We start from the raw sequence: 19,302 nt of genomic DNA, 5'->3' as shown, positions 1-19,302 counted from the left end.
CTTCGAGGATCAATCTATGACTTTCCAAATTTCGGCAGTAGAATGCAATTTCGATAGTCTGATTTCCAAATATCGGAAGGATGGAGATGGATCGCCTCAATGCTATGGGGGTTCTGCTTGCGGTCGTCGAACACGGCAGCCTGTCGGCCGCCTCCCGACACCTCAAGGTGCCGCTCGCCACGATCAGCCGGAAGCTTTCCGAGCTTGAAGCGCATCTGGGCGCGCAGCTCGTCACCAGGACCAACCGCCGGATCCAGCTGACCGAGGCCGGCCGCGCCTATGTCGAGGCGGCCAAGGAGATTCTCGCCCGTGTCGAAGAGGCGGAACGGGTGGCGGCCGGCGAATACAGAACGATCAAGGGCGATCTGACGGTCTCCGCACCCATCGTCTTCGGGCGCCTACACGTGCTTCCCGTCCTGGTCGAATTCCTCAAGGCCCATCCCGAGGTCGATATGCGGCTCGCCTTGGGCGACCGGTTCGCCAATCTCGTCGACGATCACATCGACGTGGCGTTGAGGATCGGCAACCTGCCCGACAGCAATCTCGTCGCGACGAAGATCGGCGCGGTGCGTCGGGTGGTTTATGCTAGCCCCGACTATGTCGCGCGACACGGCGTGCTCCGGCATCCGAGCGAACTTGCCGACCATGATTGCATCACCTTCGAAAACGTCACGGCCGCCCATGTCTGGCGTTTCCTCGACGACGGGCGCGAGCTGGCTGCGCCGATCCGGTCGCGGCTGATCGTCAATACGGCGGAATCCGCCGTCGACGCGGCGATATCCGGTCTCGGCTTGACGCGGGTGTTGTCCTATCAGGTGGCGCGCCAGGTGGCGGATGGCCTGCTCGTGCCTCTGCTGGAGACGTTCGAGCACCCGGCGCTGCCGGTCCAGCTCGTCTATCTTCCGCAGGGGCTGGTGCCGATGAAGCTCAGGGCCTTCGTCGATTTCGCGGCCCCGCGGCTGCGCGCGGTCCTGCGATAGCGGCAAGCGTCCCTAGTCCGTCTGGTTGCGTTCGCCCGTCGTCGGCCGGATGTGGCGGGCGTAGGTCCGGCCGACGCGGATCTCGCTGCCGTCGGAGAGAAGGGCGATGAGCGCGGCGAAGGGGGCCTGCTTCAGCCCCACGATACAGTCCCGGCGCACGATCGAGCTGCGATGCAGCCTCAGGAATTCTGCGGGATCGAGGCGACGCTCGAGCGAGGCAAGACTTTCGTGGTGCAGATAGGACCGTCCATCGACGTGAATGCGAACATAGTCGCGTTCCGCCTGAAAGCGCACGACCCGGTCGAGCGCGATCCGCACGAATTCTCCCCGGGCCTTGATCCAGAGATCGCTGGTCTGGGTGTCGTGCTTGCGCAGCGCCTGGCGCAGCGACGTCACGGTTTCGTTGAGTTCGAGCACCCGCTCGGCGCTCGTGCGCGCGGCGATCGCAACGCGGGCGCGCTCGATTGCCGTGCGCAGGCGGCTGGATTCGATCGGCTTGGTGACATAGTCGACCGCCGCTGCTTCGAAGGCGCGCAGCGCATAGTGGTCGAAGGCAGTCACGAAAACGACCGCGGGCGCGTTGTCTCCCAACTGCTCCAGGATGTCGAAGCCGGTGCCGCCGGGCATCTGGATATCGAGCAGGATTGCGTCCGGCGAAAGTTCGGCCACCATCGAGCAGGCCTGCTGCACGTTGCCGGCCGTTCCCACCACCTCAACTGCGGGTATTGCGCCGAGCAGTCGCAGAAGGCGCCGCCGCGCCAGGGGCTCGTCGTCGATGACGAGGATCGAAAGCGGAACAGTCTGGATTTCATTCATGCAAGCCTCAGGGGCATTGTGATTGCAGCTCTGAAACGACGGGGGGTCACGAGGCCCGAAACACAGGCGCCGACACCCGGAAAACGGGCCTGGACGCGCTCGGCAACGTTCTTGAGACCAATCCCCGTGCCCGGCCACCGGGCGGTATCCGGCGCCGCCGCAATGTCGTTTTCGACGGCGATTTCCAGCGCCTGCCCCACCTTGGCGGCGCTGATGACGATTTCCACCTGATCCGGCGAACGGCTGACGCCGTGCTTGACGGCATTTTCGATCAGCGGCTGCAGGATGAGGCTTGGCACCAGTGCCTCCTCAAGGCCGTTGGCGATGTCCATCCGGAGCCGCATGCGGTCGCAATAGCGCTCGCCCTCGATGTGCAGGTAACGGGCCTGGAGTGCGAGTTCGTCGGCGAGCCGCACGTCGTGCAGCGGATCGAGCTCCAGCGTCGTGCGCAGAAAGTTGGACAACGACATCACCATGCGCGTGGCGGCAAGGGGCTGCCCCTCCTCGATCAGGCCGGTGATGGAGTTGAGCGTGTTGAACAGGAAATGCGGATTGACCTGGTAGCGCAGCGCCCGCATCTGCGCGGCCAGGGCTTCCTCGCGCGTGATGGCCAGGCGCCGCTCGCGCTCGCGCAGTTCGAAGCTGTAGAGCAAGGCGACGAAGAAGAAGGACCAGCCGACGAAGGTCGCCATGCTGTAGACCAGCGTGTAGCCGATGCTGGTCCAGTCCGGGGCGATCGGGTCGGGACGCACGATGAAAAGATAAAGAAGAAAGTCGACGCCGGTATTGGCGATGGCGGCCGTCAGAGCGGTCGCGAAGCCGACGACGATCTTCAGCGCGATATGCTGGTGGCGGACGCCGAACATCGCAGCGGCGATGCCATAGGAGAAGGCCATGCCGCAGGACATCAGCAGCAGCTTGCCCGGCGCCGACATGATCGGATCGATCCCGAGGATCGCCCAAAGAATGCTGCTGACCAGGAATTCCACGAACCAATAGAGAAAACCGAGCCAGAGCGTCGCGCGCCGCACGCTGGCGATATAGGCGCTCTCGTCTACCGATCTTGCGTCATCCTCAGGGTTCATGGCCATTTTTATCGTTCAACCGGCCGCCGATGTCGATTGCCGTTCGTCGGTCAAATCGAGCCGTTGGCAGAAAGGCCCGGACTTTCGACCTTTACCGGCCGTCGTTGGCCGGAGAACGGCGATCAGGCCAGCCGCAGCGGCATGGTGATCGCTGCGCGAATGCGGTGGGGTGCAACGAGGCCGGAAATGAAGGCGCCGACCTCGGGAAACCGAGCCTTGATGCGGTCGGCGACATTCCTCAGCCCGGTGCCGGTTCCGGCAGGTTTCATCGCCGGGCGCGGCGGCTCGTTCGTCAGGTCGTTTTCGACGGAAAGCTCCAGCGTCTCGCCCTGTCTTGCCGCCCGGATCACGATCTCGACCACGCCGATCGAGCCGCCGACGCCGTGCTTTATCGCATTTTCGATCAGCGGCTGAAGGATCAGGCTTGGCACCAGCGCCTGCTCCAGGCCCGGTGCAATGTCGAGCTTGACCCGCATGCGGTCAGAGAAGCGCTCGCCCTCGATGGTGAGATAGCCGAGCTGCAAGGCCAACTCGTCGGTTAGGCAGACGTCCTGCATCGGATCGAGCTCGAGTGTCGTGCGCAGGAAGGAAGAGAGCGAAAGCACCATGCGGCGGGCGGTGGTCGACGCGCCCTCTTCGATCAGCCCGGCAATCAAGTTCAAGGTGTTGAACAGGAAGTGCGGATTGACCTGGTAGCGCAGCGCCCGCATCTGCGCCGTCAGCGCTTCCTCCCGTGTCACGGCAAGCCGGCGTTCCCGCTCGCGCAGTTCGTAGTTGGCAAGAAGGGCGATGTAGAGAAACGCCCCTCCGTGAAACAACGCCATGCAATAGATGAGCGTGTAGCCGACATTGGTCCAGTTGATTGGGCCCGGATCGACATGCTCGATCAGGCCGTGACTGGGGAAATCGACGCTGGCATTGATCGCCGCGGCGACGAGCGCCAGGGCGGAGCCGAGCAGAAGCTTGAAGAGGATGGACCGGCCCCGGAAGCGAAAGAGCGCCGCTGCCATCACATAGGACATGAGTGTCCCGTTCAGCATCAGGATCAAGGTGACTGGCGCGATCGCGATCGCGTCATATCCGAGGAAAGCCCAGAGCGTCGTGCTGATGACAAACTGCATGAACTGGTAGAAGAGCCCGAGGACGAGCGTCGCTCGCCGAACGCTTGCGGCATATCCAGCCTCGTCAGGCAAAACCGTCTCATCCTCGCGCCACCTAGGTTTTATCCTTCAAGACCATACGGTTGTCGATTGCCGTTCGTCGCCGAAAACAAGCCGTTTGCAGAAAGCCACAGCCCTTCAACGCCGCAATCTGCCGTTTGCAGAAAGCCGAATTCTCGCTTTTTGCGGGCTTGCTATAGCCGCCCCATGACCCGTGCTTTCCCGGCGATTCCGATCGCCTGGGAATTGTGCGCCCACGAATGCAAAGGAAAAGGGGCAGACATTGAATAGCTGTGCGAAGGCGGACGTTTTGAGGATCAACCTTTTGAGCTCGACCGCGCTCGGCCGGGCCGGCCTTGTTTCGATGCTGCTGGCGGCGGCGCCGTTCGCAGCGTCGCCGGCAAAGGCGGCCGGTTTGCTGGTTCCAACCGACACGACGTGGTCCAGCGACCATACGATCAACGGCAATCTCGTGATCCGTGGCGGGCCGGGCGGCGCGACGCTGACCATCAACAGTGGTGCCAAGGTTGAAAGCACCGATGGCTACATCGCAGACAGCCGCGGCAGCGTCGGGACGGTCGTCGTCTCCGGGCCGGGCTCGACCTGGGACATCGTCGATGCCAATCCCAACGGCGACCGCATGCTTTTCGTCGGCGGCTTCGAAGGCGGTATCTATGGCGGCAAGGGCACGCTGATCGTCGAGAACGGCGGCAAGGTTTCGGCCAAGGAGACCTATGTCGGCGCCCTGCAGGAGGGCGACGGAACACTTATCGTCCGCGGCGCGGGGTCCATGCTCACCACCGATTTTCTCGGCATCTCTGTCGGTGGGCTGACGCTCAATACCGCCACGGCACGGTTCGAGGATGGCGGCCTCGTCAACACCAACAAGGCCTATTTCGAAAACGGCACGGTACTCGTCACCGGCGACAATACGCGCTGGGTCAACACCGGCGAACTCACGATCGGCGACAGGTTCATCGTCGAAAAGGGCGCTGTCGTCTCGACAAACACCGCGATCCTGCGCGAGGACGAGAGCACCGACACCATCCAGGCTGCCATCGACGGCGCCGGCAGTGAACTCAAGGTCGCCGACAGGTTGCTTATCGGCGAGGCTGGTCGGGCGAACCTTTCGATCGCCAACGGCGGCAAGCTCTCGGTTGGCGGTGACATCGTGCTCTCGGCCGTCGGCGGCATCAACAACGAGGGCATGGGAAACCTGACGATTGGCGGCAAGGTTAATCTCAACAATATCGCCGAACCGATTGCCGAACAGGCGCAGGCGGCGGGCACGGTGAATTCTTCGGCCAAGATCGATTTCGGACCGCGCAAGGGCTACGTCAACTTCAACCATACGAACACTGGCTACGAGTTCGCCAACACGATGGTCGGCAAGGGCACGATCACCAACTTCTCCGGCGAGACCATCGTTGGCGGCGACCTGTCGAAGTTCTACGGCAAGGTCAATGTCTCCGGCGGCAAGCTGGTCCTGAAGGGCAATATCGACACGATCGACAACGACCCGGACAACGGTCCCGTGGACTTCAGCGAGACCCGCTTCGAAGTGAGCGGCGGCACCCTGATCGTCGATGGCGAAACGGGACGTGTTGAGGGCGATCGCTTCTATACCAATGAAGTGAATGTGCTCGGCGAGTTGAACCGCATCCGCGATCCGAACTCGACCGCTTTCGGCAGGCTCGGCGGCTCCGGCACGGTCGGCGACACGTTTATCGACAAGAATGCGATCATTTCGCCGGGCAACAATTCGACCGGCACGCTGACGATCATGGGCCGGCTGGATATGGCCTCTGGCTCGATTTATGAGGCCGATATCGCCGGCGATGGTCGTTCCGACCGGATCGTTGTCAAGAGCATAGGCACCAACGACAACACCGGTATCGCCAAGATCGGAACCGGCACCAATGTCCAGGTGACGGCGCTCGATGCCAACACCAGCTACAAGACCGGCCAGACCTACACGATCCTGACTGCCGATCGTGCGATCGAAGGCAAGTTCGCTGAAGCGATTTCGAAATCCGCCTTCCTCGAGATATCCCTCGACCAGAAGGAAAAGCAGGTCGATCTGACGATCAAGGTCAAGAACGGCGGCACGCCGGGCGGCGAAGAGCCGGGCAAACCGGGCGAACCGGGTGGAGAACCGAAGCCGGGCGAACCGGGCGGAGAGCCCAAGCCTGGTGTCTTCGAAGGCGAGGCTGCCACTGGCAACCAGCGGCAGACGGCACTTGCGCTCAACACGCTTGCCCAGAGCGGCCCGTCGGTCGGCCTCTACAACGCGCTGACGTTGCTCGATGGGGCAGGGGCACGCCATGCGTTTGATCAGCTCTCCGGCGAAGTCCATGCATCGGCGCAGACCGCGCTGATCAACGACAGCAGCCTGTTGCGCAACGCGGCGAACGACCGCATCCGCGATGCTTTCGGCGATGTCGGCGCGGCAAACGTCCCGGTTCTGGCCTACGGTCCGGAGGACAAGATCACGACAGGCGCAGTCGCGGCGGTGAACTCTGTCCCCGTGGCGCCGCCGGCCATGGTCGGTTGGGGCCAGGTATTCGGCTCCTGGACCAACACCGACGGCAACGGCAACGCCGGTGCGCTCGACCAGTCGACCGGCGGCTTCGTCACCGGTTTCGATGCGGCAATCGCAGACAATGCGATCGTCGGTATCATGGCCGGTTACAGCCGCACCAGCTTCGACGTGGACAGCCGCTCGGCGAGCGGCAACAGCGACAACTACCACCTCGGCGTCTATAGCGGCAGCCGTTGGGGCGACGTCGCATTGCGCTCGGGCCTCGCCTACACCTGGCACTCGATCAACACGTCGCGCAATGTCGCCTTCCCGGGCTTCAGCGATCAGTTGAAGGCCGATTATGACGCCGGCACCTTCCAGGCCTTCGGTGAAGTCGGCTACCGCATCGATCTGCCGAGTGTCGCGCTCGAGCCCTTCGCCAACCTCGCCTATGTCAGCCTGCACACCGATGGCTTTACCGAGCGCGGTGCCGCAGCGGCGCTGTCGAGCAGGAGCAACACGACAGACACGACGTTCACGACGCTTGGTCTTCGCGCCTCGGCTCCGCTCGCTCTCGGCGCCACGGAAGCAAAGCTGCGCGGCATGCTCGGCTGGCAGCATGCCTTCGGCGATACGACACCGTTCTCGTCGATGGCGTTCGGCACGGGCAGTGCCTTCTCGGTCGCCGGTACGCCGATCGCCGAGGATGCGGCGATCATCGAGGCCGGCATCGACTTCGCGCTGACGGGCAACGCGAGCCTTGGCATCACCTATACCGGCCAGTTCGGCTCCGGCACGACGCAGAATGCCGTGGACGCCAAACTCGACGTGCGCTTCTGATGCGCAGGTTCGTCTGGCTCTCGACAATGCTGATGGCGACCTTCGTCGCCATGACGCCGCTTTATGGGCAAGACGCCGCCGGAAAGCCGGCAGCGCCCTCCCAGCTTTCGGAGACCTACGAGGACTGGAGCGTCGCCTGCGCCGAGATCGAGGGGAAGAAGCATTGCCTCCTCTCGCAGCGCCAGTTCCACAAGGGCGGTCAGCATGTGCTGACGATCGAGCTCCGCACGGCGGCGGACGCGGGCCTCGAGGGGAGCCTCGCGCTCCCCTTCGGTCTCTACCTGGATAAGGGCGTGACGCTCGGTGTCGACGAGGCGACCGGCGGCAAGCCGACCGGCTTCCGCACCTGCCTGCCGCTCGGCTGCATCGTGCCTTTGACCTTTACCGAATCGACAGTTGTGCTGCTGCGCAGCGGAACGGCGTTGAAGATCGGCGCGTTTGCGAGCGACAGCGAAAAGGACGTAGCGTTCGCTGTCTCGCTCAAGGGCTTTGCCGCAGCGCTCGACCGGGTGATTGCCCTGTCCGGAAAGAGCTGAGGCAACGTCACGGCCCTCGCTTTGCCGCCAGGCATCTGGCGTGCTTTTTAAAGGTGCGCAGCCTCCCGGGGCGGGCCCCGGTCGTGCTAAAGGGCGCGGCCGGGTCTTCTCCATGTGTAGAGCCGAGCGTAACCATCCCGGCGCGCCACCGTTGGCGGTCGCGTTCGGCCTATCGGGACGTTACGTCGATCGCCTCGCCGATAGCGTAGAAATGCCCGCCCGCGACATAGTGCAGGCTGCGCAAGGCAGGATCGGCCGTTTCGAACATCCAATGCCCGTCGCGAAACACCCGATCGTCGGCCCAGGCCGCGAAGACTTCGCCGATGAACAGGTCGTATCGGCTCTCGATCGACGGCTCGCTGATCAGCCGGCAGGCAAGCCAGGCGGAACAGCCGGCGACGAGCGGAAGGTCATGGTCAGGCATCTGGAACAGTTCGACGCCGGCATTGCGCAGCTTGTCGGGATCGTCGTGGAGGCTCGTGGTGCCCACCGCATGGGTCAGAACCGCCTGGGTGGCGGTCGGCACCTGGATGACGAACACGCCCGCTTCCTCTGCAAGGCCGCGGGTACGGGTGGCGCTGTCGAGCACCACCGTCAGCTTGGGCGGATCATAGTCGAGCGCGCAGGCCCAGGCTGCCGCCATCACATCCTCGACGCCGCCATGGCGGGCGGAAACCAGGACCGTCGGCCCATGGTTCAGCAGCCGGTACGCCTTTTCGAGAGGAACGGCACGAATATGCGAAACCATCTGACTACCTCAGCCGCCGTTGGCGGACATTGACCGATCATGCGTCTTCTATAGGGGCGCTGCATTTCGCCAACAAGCACAAGCTTTCTCGGTGCCGGAGTGGATAGCGGCAGCGGGCTTGAAACGGGTGTCGGCGGGCACAACATAAGCGTTTGACAAACGCATACCCAATTGGCTATATGTCATCTCATAGCCAATCGGGTATGAAACATGTCGCAACTACAGGACTCGGTTTTTCGGGCGCTCGCCGATCCCACACGCCGTGGGCTCTTCGAACACCTTTGCCGGCAGGGGGATACCACGGTCGTCGGATTGCTCGCCGACGCCGGGGTCTCGCAGCCGGTCGTGTCCAAGCATCTCAAGATCCTGAAGGCTGCGGGGCTCGTGCACGACCGGCACGAGGGCCGCTACACCTATTACAGCGCCCGGCGCGAAGCGCTCACGACGCTGGTTGACTGGACGACGGAGATGGCCGGCTTCTGGCAGGACCGCTTCGATGATCTCGATGATTTGTTAAAGAGAATGGATCAATGACCGAAACAACCGAAACCACCCGCTCCGTTGTCGTCGAACGCGAATTTGCCCATGCGCCGGAAAAGCTCTGGCGGGCGCTGACCCAGCCGCATCTGATCGCCGAATGGCTGATGCGCAACGATTTCGTGCCGGAAGTCGGCCGCCGGTTCACGCTGTCGGCCGATTGGGGCCACGTCGACTGTCAGGTGGAGACGATCGAGAAGGATCGCTCGCTCGCCTATCGCTGGGACACCAAGGATCTCTCAAGCGTCGTCACCTGGACCCTTGTCCCGACCAGCGGCGGGACCAGCCTGCGCATGGAGCAGCGTGGCTTCAAGGCGGACCAGAAGTCCTACTACCAGGGTGCAACCGTCGGATGGCGGCGCTTCATCGACCAGCTTTCCGAGGTCGTCGCAAGGCTCGACTGACATCCGCTTGTGCCATCACCGTTTCTCAAACGCGAGGTATCGCAATGACCTCTCTTATACGAACGATCCATCGCTGGACATCGCTGATCTTTTCGCTTGCCGTTGCTGCGATCTTCGCCGGCATGGCCCTGACGACGCTTCCGGAGTGGGTTTATCTTACGCCACTGCCGCCCTTGGCCGTGCTTGTGCCGACTGGCCTCTATCTCTTTGCGCTGCCCTATCTGGGCAAGCAGCAGAGCAGAATGCAGGCGGCGGAGTAGGAATAGCGCCGGCCCGGCTCATTCCGCGGAAAGAGCCGGGCTGGCGAAGCGCTTGCGATATTCGGCCGGCGTGACGCCGACATGGCGCATGAAGGCGCGCCGGAGCGTGTCGGCATCGGCAAAGCCGCAGCGGGCGGCGACCTGCTTGGGGGCGTCCTGTCCCTGCGCGAGCAGGCGCCGGGCGGCCGCGACACGGGCTTCCTCCACCCAGTTCGCCGGCGTGATGCCGACCTCGCTGCGGAAAAGCCGTGAAAAATGGCGCGGGCTGAGATCCATGCGTTTTGCAAGCATCGCGACGCTGTGATCCTGTCCGGGATTGGCGACGACCCAGCGCTGCAACTCCTGGAGCGCCGAGCGGCCGGCCGGCATGGCCTCGCCCTTGCGGCTGAACTGCATCTGCCCGCCCGGCCGCTTGAAGAACATCACCAGCTGGCTTGCCACCCGCATGGCGATCTCGTGCCCGAGATCCTCCTCCACCAGAGCAAGCGCCAGATCGAGACCGGCCGTCACGCCGGCGGCCGTGCGCACGGGACCGTCGCCGACATGGATGGCATCCTCGTCCACCGTGACCTCGGGATAACGCTGCGCCAGCCGCGCGGCGACGGCCCAGTGCGTCGTCACGCGCCGCCCGTCAAGCAGGCCGGCGGCCGCCAGGAAAAAGGCGCCGCTGCAGACGGAACCGTAGCGCCGGACCGTCGGTGCACGCTGCCGCAGCCAATCAAGGACGATGCCGCCGGCGGGCACGTCCATGGCATTGGGGCAGCCGGCAACAAGTAGGGTATCGATCGGATCGTCTAAGTCGCGGCCGATCACGCGGTCGGCAATCAGCCGCACGCCGGATGAGCTGCGCAGCGGCTCCGGCCCGGCCGCCGCGACGAGAAGACTGTAAGCCTCCCGGCGGACCTGCGCATTGGCTTCGGCAAAGACGTCGAGCGGGCCGGAGACGTCGAGGAGCTGCACGCCGGGCAGCGCCACCATCACGACGGTTCTGGTCTTCTCCTGCATCCGCGGCCGCTCCAAACCGGATTTGTCCTTATTTGACGTATCACGTCGATTACAGACAATCCAGGCGGTTCTATCCTTTGGGTGCTTAGAAACCCAGGAGAAGACGATGCCATTCCTTGCCGAAGATGCGACCGTTCCCGATAGCAAGCTTGCCAGGGCGATTACCGAATACATCCGCGATACGGAAACGGAGCTGCTCTTCAACCATTCGAGCCGCGTCTACCATTTCGGCGCGCTTGCGGGTGTTCATCGCGGCCTGACGTTCGACCGCGAACTGCTTTATGCCGGCGCGATGTTTCACGACATCGGCCTGATGCCGAGCCATAGCAGCCAGACCGAGCGCTTCGAAGTCGATGGCGCCCATGCCGGCCGCGATTTCCTGCGCAGCCACGGCATTTCGGAGGCGGATGCCTACACGGTCTGGACGGCGATCGCGCTCCATACCACGCCGGGCGGGCCCGAACACATGCATCCCGTCGTGGCGCTGGTGACGGCCGGCGTCGAGATGGACGTGCTCGGGCTGACCTACAGGCAATATTCCGACGCCGAGCGCGAGGCGGTGGTCAGCGCCTTCCCGCGCACGCCGACTTTCAAGGAGGACATCATCCAGGCCTTCTACGACGGCATCAGGCACAAGCCGGACACCACCTTCGGCAACGTCAAGGCCGACGTCATCGCCGACAAGGAACCGCACTCCCGTCGCGGCAACTTCTGCAGCGTGATCCGCTGCTCGCACTGGCACGGTTAGGATGAGGCCGGTCGCTGGGGCCTTGGCCCGGGCGACCAGCTTTGCACGCCAGAGGTCGATTTCCGCGGCTGAGCCGACAAGCTCATCCTTCAGGCTTACTCCATGAGGCAGTCGATCAATGCTCGGGTCGCAGCCGCAAGGTTTTTGTGCGGCGGATAAATGAGGGAGAAGGGACGCGACCGGCCACCGGATTCCGGCAGAAGCTCGACCAGACTGCCGCGCAAGAGCCGATCGCGCACGACGAAGTCATAGGTCTGGCATATGCCGAGACCCGCCTCCGCCAGCGACACGGTGCCCAGCACATCGTCCTCGACTTGCACGGGACCATGGGGCACCCAGTCGACATCCGAACCGTCGACCCGCAACAGCCAGGGAGCCGGGCGGCCGGTGCTCGGCATGACGAAGGGCAGGCAGGTGTGGGCCGCGAGATCTTCGACCGATTGCGGCGCGCCGCACCGGGCGATGTAGCCGGGAGAGGCCACCAGCCTCAACGGAGCGTCTCCGAGCTTGCGTCCGACCAGGCCGCTGTCTGGAAGCTGGCCGAGGCGGATGGCGAGGTCGTAGCCCTCGGCGACGAGATCGACATTGCGGTTGGCGATCGACAGTTCGACCGTAACGCCTGGATGGCGCAGCGCAAAACGCGCCAGTTTCTCCGGTAGCTGGAAATGCCCGAAGGTCGTGGAGGCGCTGAGACGGACCCGGCCGGCAAGCGCGCCTTCGCCCTGGATGGCCCGCTCCGCCTGGTCGATCGCGTCAAAGGCCACGCGGACCTGATCCAGATAGGCGCGGCCCGCTTCCGTGAGGCTGATGCGCCGCGTGGTGCGCCGTACCAGCTGCGTGCCGAGCTTGGTTTCGAGGCGGGTGATCGCACGGCTGAGCACGGAAGGCGTGGTGGCGAGCGCCACCGCCCCGGCGGTCAGCGATCCCTTGTCCATGACGGTGATAAAGGCCTCGACGTCGGCGAGATGATCGAAGCGCCGCATTCTTGCCTCTCAAGACCAAATCATTTCCACGGCGGCGCATTTATCGCCGCAAATCGAAGTAATAAATAAGCAGCATCAGTCAACGGTCGCAAGCTCAGACCCGCTTCAAACAGGAAAAGATGATGCCGAACACCAACGCTAATCCGAAGAAGCCCGTACTCTTTGTCCTCACCAGCCATGGTACCAAGGGGGATAGCGGGCAGCCGACCGGTTTCTATCTCGGCGAGGTCACCCATCCGCTTTCCGTGCTCGAAACCGCCGGCATTGCGGTCGAATTCGCGTCGATCAAGGGTGGCGAGCCGCCGGTTGACGGCCTCGACCTGGAGGATGACACCAATCGACGCTACTGGAACGACGAGGCGTTTCGCGCCGCGATCCGCACAACAGCCAGGCTCGACGATGTCGACCCCGACCGCTACGCGGCCATCTTCTTCGCCGGCGGTCACGGTGCGATGTGGGACCTGCCTCAAAGCAGCGCCGTCGACCGGGTGACGCGTTCGGTGTTTGAGGCTGGCGGTGCCGTCGCGGCGGTCTGCCACGGTCCGGCAGCCCTCGTGAATGTCAGGCTTTCCGACGGCCGCTACCTGGTCGCCGGCCGCAATGTCAGCGCCTTTACCGATTCCGAAGAACGCGCCGTCGGCCTCGACAAGACGGTGCCGTTCCTTCTCGCAAGCACGCTTGTCGAGCGCGGTGCGACTCATCATCCGGCCGCGGACTGGACATCGAAGGTGGTTGTCGATGGCCGGTTGATCACCGGCCAGAACCCGCAGTCGGCGACCGGGGTCGGCGAGGCGCTTCGCGATCTCCTGAGCGCCTGAGTTCGGCGTCGCCGGGCATTTTGAAAGTCCGGCAAAGTCCTTCCGATCGTGCTGCCGGCGATGCTTCGCCGACAGCGTGTGGCGCACCGGACAGGTGGGGCGCTCGACTGCCATTGCGTCGGCCATGGCGGGAAACCGGAAAAACCGCCATGTTCGCCATCCCTGTCACGTCCGGTTGACACGGCGCGCACACCCTTGGGTAAGCCGTCGCGGGCCGGAAAGTTCCCTCAGAGAGGCGGCGTCAGCCGCGCCGCGCCACCTCGATCGCGGCGACGTCGATCTTGCCCATGGTCATCATCGCCTCGAAGGCGCGCTTTGCCTCGGCGCCGCCGGCCGCCAGCGCATCGGTCAGGACCCGTGGCGTGATCTGCCAGGAAATGCCCCATTTGTCCTTGCACCAGCCGCAGGCGCTCTCCTGGCCGCCATTGCCGACAATGGCGTTCCAGTAGCGGTCGGTCTCCTCCTGGTCGTCGGTGGCGATCTGGAACGAGAAGGCCTCGTTGTGCTTGAACATCGGGCCGCCGTTGAGACCGAGGCAGGGAATGCCGGCGACGGTGAATTCCACCGTCAGCACGTCTCCCGCCTTGCCGGACGGAAAGTCGCCGGGCGCGCGGTGTACGGCGCTGACCCGGCTATCGGGAAAGATCTCGGCGTAGAAGCGAGCGGCCGTCTCGGCCTCCTTGTCGTACCAGAGGCAGATCGTGTTCTTGGCCATGACGCGTCCTTTCGTTTTGAAGCCGGATGGGCCGTTTCCTTCGCCACCTGCCCTGCGAGATAGGTCGGCGCCCCCGTTTCTCCACCCTGATATTCCCAGGCGGGGGCGTTTGCCGGGTGCAATGTCGGCCCGATCCACATGCGCCGGGTCGTCGCATCCGCCGGTTTCCCGTTGGAAATTCAACCCCTGATACCTAATTGTGCGGCTTCGATACGCGCGCGGGGCTTCTCCTCGCGCGCCTTAGGGGATGCGGATGATACAACTGAATGGAACTGTTGCAGTGGTTACCGGCGCTGGTCGCGGGCTCGGAGCGGCATTGGCCTATGCCCTGGCCGAAGCGGGGTGCGATCTCGTTTTGTGCGGGCGCAGCCAGAGTGCCCTCAAGGACGTAGCCGAACCGATTGCCCGCAATCTCGGGCGACGGGTACAAACCGTTGCGCTCGATCTTGCCGATGCGAAAAGCGTCGCTGCGGCGGTCGAGGGCATCAGGGCGGAGAACACCCGCGTCGATATCCTCGTGAACAATGGCGCCATGTGGCTCGAAGACAGCGACGAGGATCATCCTGATGATGCGGTCATCAGTGTCATTAACGCGGCCGTTACCGGAACCTTCCTGTTTACCCAGGGTCTGCTGCCTTTGCTCGCTCACTCGGCCCGGCCGGATATCGTCACGATCGGCTCGATCAGCGGCCTGCCCAACGCAGCGCTCCAGACCGTGTCCGTCCCCTTCTATGCCGCCAAGCGGGCGCAGGCCGCCCTCGCCGATGGTTTGCGCCAGAAGCTCGCCGGTACACCCACCCGTTCGATCGTCGTGCACCCGCCTTACCTCGAGGATGTCTCTCCGCTTGATGGCGCATGGGAGGCGGCCGGCAGTCGCAAGAAGGGCGAGGCGGCAACCAACCGGGACATCGCCGAAGCGGTGCTGTTCGCCTTGACGCGGCCGCGGCACGTGACCCTGTCGATCACCGTCGATGCCGACGAAGGCGGCCTCTATCCGTCTCCGGTTCGCTCCGCGTAGCGGCGGGGCCAAATCAGCGGCCGATCCCGCACATTGCCGAACGCCCGCGAGGGCGTTCGGCGAAAATCAGGCCTCGTTCGCGCAGCCCTCAACTTTGTCGTCTACATTTGCGGACGATAAGTCCAATTTTGGCCGACTACAGAGCCGCCGTCCACGTCGATATATCCATGACACCAACAATGGAGAAACGACACCATGCCTTCTGTCTCTGAAGCGATCTTTACCGCAGGCTTTCCGCTCGGCAGCTCCGCCGGCCTGGTCACCGCCTTCGAATGGCTCGGCCAACCCTATCGCCTCACCCGTGTCGACATGCTTGGGGAAATGCGCACCGACGCCTATGAGCGCTTCAACGGCCGGGTCGAAACGCCCGCGCTGGTGACCGATAAGGGCGACGTGCTGACCGAGACCATGGCGATCGCACTGTGGCTGGAGGCGCGCGATCACCAGCGCCGCATCAGCTTCGCCCCGGGCACTTTCGAGGCGGCCCGCATGCACCAGTTCATCGCCTTCCTCAACACCGGCTTCACCGGCGCCTTCTTCACGATGTGGGTGGCGCTGGAAACCGAAGACGCCACGGAGGAGTACCGCGAAACCCTGCGCGCCTTCGGCCGCGAATTCGTCGCCAAGCGTCACAATCAGCTGGAAGCGATGATGGGCGACAGCGATTACCTGCTCGGCGACCGACCGACGCTTGCCGATGCGGTTTTTGCCGGCGTGGCCCGCTGGGTCGATTTCCACGAGGCGATCGATCCGAAGGACTATGCGCGCAGCTACCCGCGCATCCACGCGCTGCGCCAGCGCATCGAGGCCGATCCCGCCTTCCGTTTCGCCGTGGCGATCGAGGATGGCGAACCTGCCGCCGGCAGCGGTGCGATGAAGGGCCTCGTCCCGCTCGAGGATGTGTTGCGGATGACGGGCGCACTCCGCGCGTGATCTGGAAAAGCGAGGTGGCGCACCGGCAGGCGGTGCGCCACCTCAGATATTTGCAGCGGCCAGGCCGCCGCGGACATCACACCTCGAATACGTCGACGAACGATTCCGGGAAGCTTTGCCGGGCAACCTTCTCGTTGATGACGAGCAAAGCTTCGTAGGACACCGGATCGAAATCCTTGTCGACCGGCAGCACCTCGCGTCCGAACAGGAGGTTCAGCCGAGCGGCATCGAGATTGCCACGCTCGAATGGTTCTGCGCCGAAATGATGCCAGAGGGCGTGGAGGAAGGCCGCATCGATGCGGTGCGCTCCGGAGCCCGGCCGGGCATGGCGGGGCAGTGCCTTAATCGGCGTTGCTCCCTTGGGGTTGGCCCGACGGATGACGAACTGGATGCCCGTGCCCGGCATGGCGTAGGGAAAACCCCGGTGTTTCGTCATATCAGCCAGCTTGGCCATTCTATTCTCCTTAGGCGGTCTGCTTCTCGCCAATCTTGTCCTCAGTCTTCGTCTCGAAGTCGGAGGCGTCGTGGCGCTCATGCAATTGTTCGGACGGGTTGCCGCTCAAGCGGTTGACCATGCGGCCGCGTTTGACCGCCGGACGGGCGGCGATCTCTGCCGTCCAGCGCTGGACGTGCTCGTAGCTCTGGACCTCGAGGAAGGTACCCGCATCGCCATATACCTGCCCGAGCGCCAGATTGCCATACCAGGGCCAGGTGGCCATGTCGGCGATGGTGTATTCGTTGCCGGCGAGGAACCGGTTTTCGGCGAGATGGCGATCGAGCACGTCGAGCTGGCGCTTCACCTCCATGGCGTAGCGGTCGATGGCGTATTTGATCTTCATCGGCGCATAGGCATAGAAATGGCCGAAGCCGCCGCCCAGAAACGGTGCCGAGCCCATCTGCCAGAACAGCCAGTTCAGGGTTTCGGTGCGGGCGCGAAGCTCGCTCGGCAGGAAGGCACCGAATTTCTCGGCGAGATAGGTGAGGATCGAGGCCGATTCGAACACGCGCACCGGCGTGCCGCCGCCCTTGGGCGCGTGATCCATCAGCGCCGGGATCTTGGAGTTCGGGTTGACGTCGACGAAGCCGGAGCCGAACTGGTCGCCGTCTCCGATGCGGATCGGCCAGGCATCGTATTCGGCGTCCTTATGGCCGGCCGCCAGCAGCTCTTCGAGCATGATCGTGACCTTCACACCGTTCGGCGTCGCCAGCGAATATAGCTGCAGCGGATGCTTCCCGACCGGCAGGTCCTTGTCGCTCGTCGCTCCGGCGGTCGGGCGGTTGATGCTGGCAAACGCGCCGCCATTGCCCTTGTCCCAGGTCCACACCTTGGGAACGTCGTAGCCGGCGGGGAAATTGTCAGCGGGGGATTTTTCGGTCATCAAATCTGTCCTTGTCTTGGCGGAAACCTCGAACGTCGCGTTCGCTTATATAGGAAGTTTATCAAGCCACCACATCGACTTGGCTGCGAGGACGACCATGCTCAAAGGCCAGATGCTGGAGAATTTTTTTATCGAAGTTGGATGAGACCGGCATCCGTCGGCACGAAGCCGCACCGATCGAGGTAAAAATCCCGAAGCTCAGGATCGAAGTCCACATGCAGCCATTCGCAGCCCGAGGCCTTGGCGTGGGTTACGGCCTCTTCGACGAGCAGCGTGGCGTAACCCTTACGCCTCAACGCTGACGTCACCATCGTATCGAGCAGGAACGCATGCACGCCGCCGTCCCAGGCGACGTTGACGAAGCCGGCGAGCGTGCCTGAAATCCGCATGGTGACCCAGCCGAGGCTGAAGCGGTTGACCTGGTCCCACCAGTCGTCTTCGGTCACGGCGTGATCGAAGCATTCGGCGTGCAGGGTATTCACTTCGCTGTTTTCGAACGGCCCGCGCCAGGCGAACGCGGGTGCTTCGGTCCGGTCTTCTGCCGTCACGGTCCAACCTCACACGCTGCAAGAAACGATCTCGTCGGTCCTTTTGACCACAACGGTTCGGCCGCCGGCAAGCGCGGCCGAGTCCTCACAAAAAAATCGCGAGCCTCTCTTGATACCGGAAAACCGAGCTCCCATCTGCTGCCTAACCCGCTGGTCCGGGCCCCTCTGGCGAGAGCTTCGGCACTCTTGCGATGTCGGACCTTATTCCGACAACATGTGCCGATTGGGGACCCGTCTGTGGACTTTTCCTTCATGTCTGTAGTGTGGCTGGGAACGCCACTGTGGCTATGGGCGAGCTTTTTCGCCCTCGTGATCGCTATCCTGTCGTTCGACCTTGGTATTCTCCATAAGGAGAACAAGGAGATCAACGTTGCCGAAAGCGTCAAGCTTTCCGCCTTCTATATCGCCCTCGGCCTGAGCTTCGGCGGCTTCGTCTGGTGGTATCTGGGTGCCGAGTCCGGCCTTGCCTATATGACCGGCTTCGTCGTCGAGAAGACGCTTGCGCTCGACAACGTCTTCGTCATCGCCCTCATCTTCTCCTTCTTCGCCGTCCCGCGCATCTACCAGCACCGCGTGCTCTTCTGGGGTATCCTCGGCGTCATCGTGCTGCGCGCGATCATGATCGGCGTCGGCGCGACGCTCGTGGCTCAGTTCTCCTGGGTTCTCTACATCTTCGCTGCCTTCCTCGTCTTTACCGGCATCAAGATGTTGGTGATGAAGGAGGCCGAGCCCAACGTTTCGGACAACGCGCTCGTGCGCTTCATGCGCAGCCGTTTCAACGTCACCGAAGAGCATCACGGCGAACGCTTCTTCGTGAAGCTCGTGAACCCGAAGACCGGCAAGATGACCTGGTTCATCACGCCCCTCTTCATGGCCCTGGTCATGGTCGAGGTGGCTGACGTGATCTTCGCCGTCGACTCGGTTCCCGCGATCTTCGCGATCACCACGGACCCGTTCATCGTCTACACGTCGAACATCTTCGCAATCCTCGGCCTTCGCGCTCTCTACTTCGCGCTTGCTGCCATGATCCATCGCTTCCGCTACCTGAAGCCGGCGCTGGCGGTCGTCCTGATCTTCATCGGTTCGAAGATCTTCGTGGCCGATCTCCTGGGGCTCGAGAAGTTCCCGGCGGCTCTGTCGCTCGGCGTCACCTTCGCGATCATCGCTTCGGGCGTTGTCTGGAGCCTGATAAAGACCAAGGATGAGCAACTGCCGGCATAACGCCCGAGCTCATCCGACCGTGACAAGAAACGCGGCGGCCTTCGAGA

Annotated in this window: 21 protein-coding genes; 11 read left to right on the top strand and 10 right to left on the bottom strand. The window is 63.5% G+C overall.

Going from position 1 to position 19,302, the window contains the following annotated elements; genetic code table 11:
* Positions 1–86: 86 nt before the first annotated feature.
* Positions 87–980, top strand: coding sequence for a LysR family transcriptional regulator (locus JVX98_RS04660; protein ID WP_205235966.1), 894 nt, complete (start codon positions 87–89; stop codon positions 978–980).
* Between the two features lie 12 nt (positions 981–992).
* Here the strand turns inward: JVX98_RS04660 and JVX98_RS04655 are convergent, their stop codons facing one another.
* The 3 genes from JVX98_RS04655 to JVX98_RS04645 all read right to left on the bottom strand — a co-directional run bounded on the left by JVX98_RS04655 (position 993) and on the right by JVX98_RS04645 (position 4,074).
* Positions 993–1,796, bottom strand: a complete 804-nt coding sequence (locus JVX98_RS04655) for a LytTR family DNA-binding domain-containing protein (RefSeq protein ID WP_205235965.1) — start codon at positions 1,794–1,796, stop codon at positions 993–995.
* Entirely contained in the window at positions 1,793–2,881 is a 1,089-nt protein-coding gene (locus tag JVX98_RS04650; protein ID WP_205235964.1) for a sensor histidine kinase, read from the bottom strand. Before JVX98_RS04650 ends, JVX98_RS04655 begins: the two co-directional genes overlap by 4 nt.
* A 122-nt stretch (positions 2,882–3,003) precedes the next feature.
* The gene (locus JVX98_RS04645; protein ID WP_246764799.1) at positions 3,004–4,074 is read right to left on the bottom strand and encodes a sensor histidine kinase; all 1,071 of its coding nucleotides are present in this window, start codon (positions 4,072–4,074) and stop codon (positions 3,004–3,006) included.
* A 292-nt stretch (positions 4,075–4,366) separates the two neighbouring features.
* Here JVX98_RS04645 and JVX98_RS04640 point away from each other — a divergent pair, with 292 nt between their 5' ends.
* Positions 4,367–7,402: an autotransporter domain-containing protein gene (locus JVX98_RS04640; RefSeq protein WP_205235963.1), complete on the top strand. Its 3,036-nt coding sequence runs from the start codon at positions 4,367–4,369 to the stop codon at positions 7,400–7,402.
* Positions 7,402–7,938, top strand: a complete 537-nt coding sequence (locus JVX98_RS04635; RefSeq protein WP_205235962.1) for an invasion associated locus B family protein — start codon at positions 7,402–7,404, stop codon at positions 7,936–7,938. Before JVX98_RS04640 ends, JVX98_RS04635 begins: the two co-directional genes overlap by 1 nt.
* A gap of 169 nt (positions 7,939–8,107) precedes the next feature.
* On the opposite strand, the gene JVX98_RS04630 is transcribed toward JVX98_RS04635, so the two are convergent.
* Positions 8,108–8,686, bottom strand: a complete 579-nt coding sequence (locus tag JVX98_RS04630; RefSeq protein WP_205235961.1) for a flavin reductase family protein — start codon at positions 8,684–8,686, stop codon at positions 8,108–8,110.
* A 210-nt stretch (positions 8,687–8,896) separates the two neighbouring features.
* On the opposite strand from JVX98_RS04630, the gene JVX98_RS04625 reads away from it, so the two are divergent.
* From JVX98_RS04625 to JVX98_RS04615, 3 genes are read left to right on the top strand one after another with little or no spacing between them, the layout of a single operon-like run.
* Positions 8,897–9,220, top strand: coding sequence for a helix-turn-helix transcriptional regulator (locus tag JVX98_RS04625; protein WP_205235960.1), 324 nt, complete (start codon positions 8,897–8,899; stop codon positions 9,218–9,220).
* A complete protein-coding gene (locus JVX98_RS04620; protein ID WP_192451196.1) occupies positions 9,217–9,627 on the top strand; it encodes an SRPBCC domain-containing protein in 411 nt (136 codons plus the stop codon). The genes JVX98_RS04625 and JVX98_RS04620 overlap by 4 nt, the downstream gene beginning before the upstream one ends.
* A gap of 44 nt (positions 9,628–9,671) precedes the next feature.
* Complete coding sequence (locus tag JVX98_RS04615; protein ID WP_192451197.1) at positions 9,672–9,887, top strand: hypothetical protein; 216 nt, start codon at positions 9,672–9,674, stop codon at positions 9,885–9,887.
* A gap of 18 nt (positions 9,888–9,905) precedes the next feature.
* Here the strand turns inward: JVX98_RS04615 and JVX98_RS04610 are convergent, their stop codons facing one another.
* Positions 9,906–10,892: a GlxA family transcriptional regulator gene (locus JVX98_RS04610; protein WP_205235959.1), complete on the bottom strand. Its 987-nt coding sequence runs from the start codon at positions 10,890–10,892 to the stop codon at positions 9,906–9,908.
* A 106-nt stretch (positions 10,893–10,998) separates the two neighbouring features.
* Here JVX98_RS04610 and JVX98_RS04605 point away from each other — a divergent pair, with 106 nt between their 5' ends.
* Complete coding sequence (locus JVX98_RS04605) at positions 10,999–11,640, top strand: HD domain-containing protein (protein ID WP_205235958.1); 642 nt, start codon at positions 10,999–11,001, stop codon at positions 11,638–11,640.
* Between the two features lie 95 nt (positions 11,641–11,735).
* Here the strand turns inward: JVX98_RS04605 and JVX98_RS04600 are convergent, their stop codons facing one another.
* The gene (locus JVX98_RS04600; RefSeq protein ID WP_205235957.1) at positions 11,736–12,623 is read right to left on the bottom strand and encodes a LysR family transcriptional regulator; all 888 of its coding nucleotides are present in this window, start codon (positions 12,621–12,623) and stop codon (positions 11,736–11,738) included.
* A gap of 122 nt (positions 12,624–12,745) precedes the next feature.
* On the opposite strand from JVX98_RS04600, the gene JVX98_RS04595 reads away from it, so the two are divergent.
* Positions 12,746–13,441, top strand: a complete 696-nt coding sequence (locus tag JVX98_RS04595) for a type 1 glutamine amidotransferase domain-containing protein (protein WP_205235956.1) — start codon at positions 12,746–12,748, stop codon at positions 13,439–13,441.
* Positions 13,442–13,682: 241 nt separating this feature from the next.
* Here the strand turns inward: JVX98_RS04595 and JVX98_RS04590 are convergent, their stop codons facing one another.
* Positions 13,683–14,156 carry a VOC family protein gene (locus JVX98_RS04590; RefSeq protein WP_192451202.1) on the bottom strand — a complete coding sequence of 158 codons (474 nt, stop codon included), beginning with the start codon at positions 14,154–14,156 and terminating at the stop codon, positions 13,683–13,685.
* 253 nt (positions 14,157–14,409) lie between these two features.
* Here JVX98_RS04590 and JVX98_RS04585 point away from each other — a divergent pair, with 253 nt between their 5' ends.
* On the top strand, positions 14,410–15,174 hold the full coding sequence (locus JVX98_RS04585) for an SDR family oxidoreductase (protein WP_205235955.1): 765 nt from the start codon (positions 14,410–14,412) through the stop codon (positions 15,172–15,174).
* A 195-nt stretch (positions 15,175–15,369) separates the two neighbouring features.
* Positions 15,370–16,107 (top strand): glutathione S-transferase family protein, encoded by a 738-nt coding sequence (locus tag JVX98_RS04580; protein WP_205235954.1) that lies wholly within the window; start codon positions 15,370–15,372, stop codon positions 16,105–16,107.
* A gap of 76 nt (positions 16,108–16,183) precedes the next feature.
* Here the strand turns inward: JVX98_RS04580 and JVX98_RS04575 are convergent, their stop codons facing one another.
* From JVX98_RS04575 to JVX98_RS04565, 3 genes are all read right to left on the bottom strand, one after another.
* Complete coding sequence (locus JVX98_RS04575; protein WP_034787648.1) at positions 16,184–16,561, bottom strand: hypothetical protein; 378 nt, start codon at positions 16,559–16,561, stop codon at positions 16,184–16,186.
* A gap of 10 nt (positions 16,562–16,571) precedes the next feature.
* Positions 16,572–17,486 carry a glutathione-dependent disulfide-bond oxidoreductase gene (yghU, locus tag JVX98_RS04570; protein WP_192451205.1) on the bottom strand — a complete coding sequence of 305 codons (915 nt, stop codon included), beginning with the start codon at positions 17,484–17,486 and terminating at the stop codon, positions 16,572–16,574.
* A 128-nt stretch (positions 17,487–17,614) separates the two neighbouring features.
* Entirely contained in the window at positions 17,615–18,034 is a 420-nt protein-coding gene (locus JVX98_RS04565; protein WP_205235953.1) for a GNAT family N-acetyltransferase, read from the bottom strand.
* Between the two features lie 252 nt (positions 18,035–18,286).
* Between JVX98_RS04565 and JVX98_RS04560 the strand changes: the two genes are divergently transcribed.
* On the top strand, positions 18,287–19,255 hold the full coding sequence (locus JVX98_RS04560) for a TerC family protein (protein ID WP_371826493.1): 969 nt from the start codon (positions 18,287–18,289) through the stop codon (positions 19,253–19,255).
* The last annotated feature ends 47 nt before the right edge of the window (positions 19,256–19,302 follow it).

It is taken from the genome of Ensifer sp. PDNC004 (assembly GCF_016919405.1).
Classification (GTDB): domain Bacteria; phylum Pseudomonadota; class Alphaproteobacteria; order Rhizobiales; family Rhizobiaceae; genus Ensifer.
This window is presented reverse-complemented; position numbering and strand designations above follow the sequence as displayed.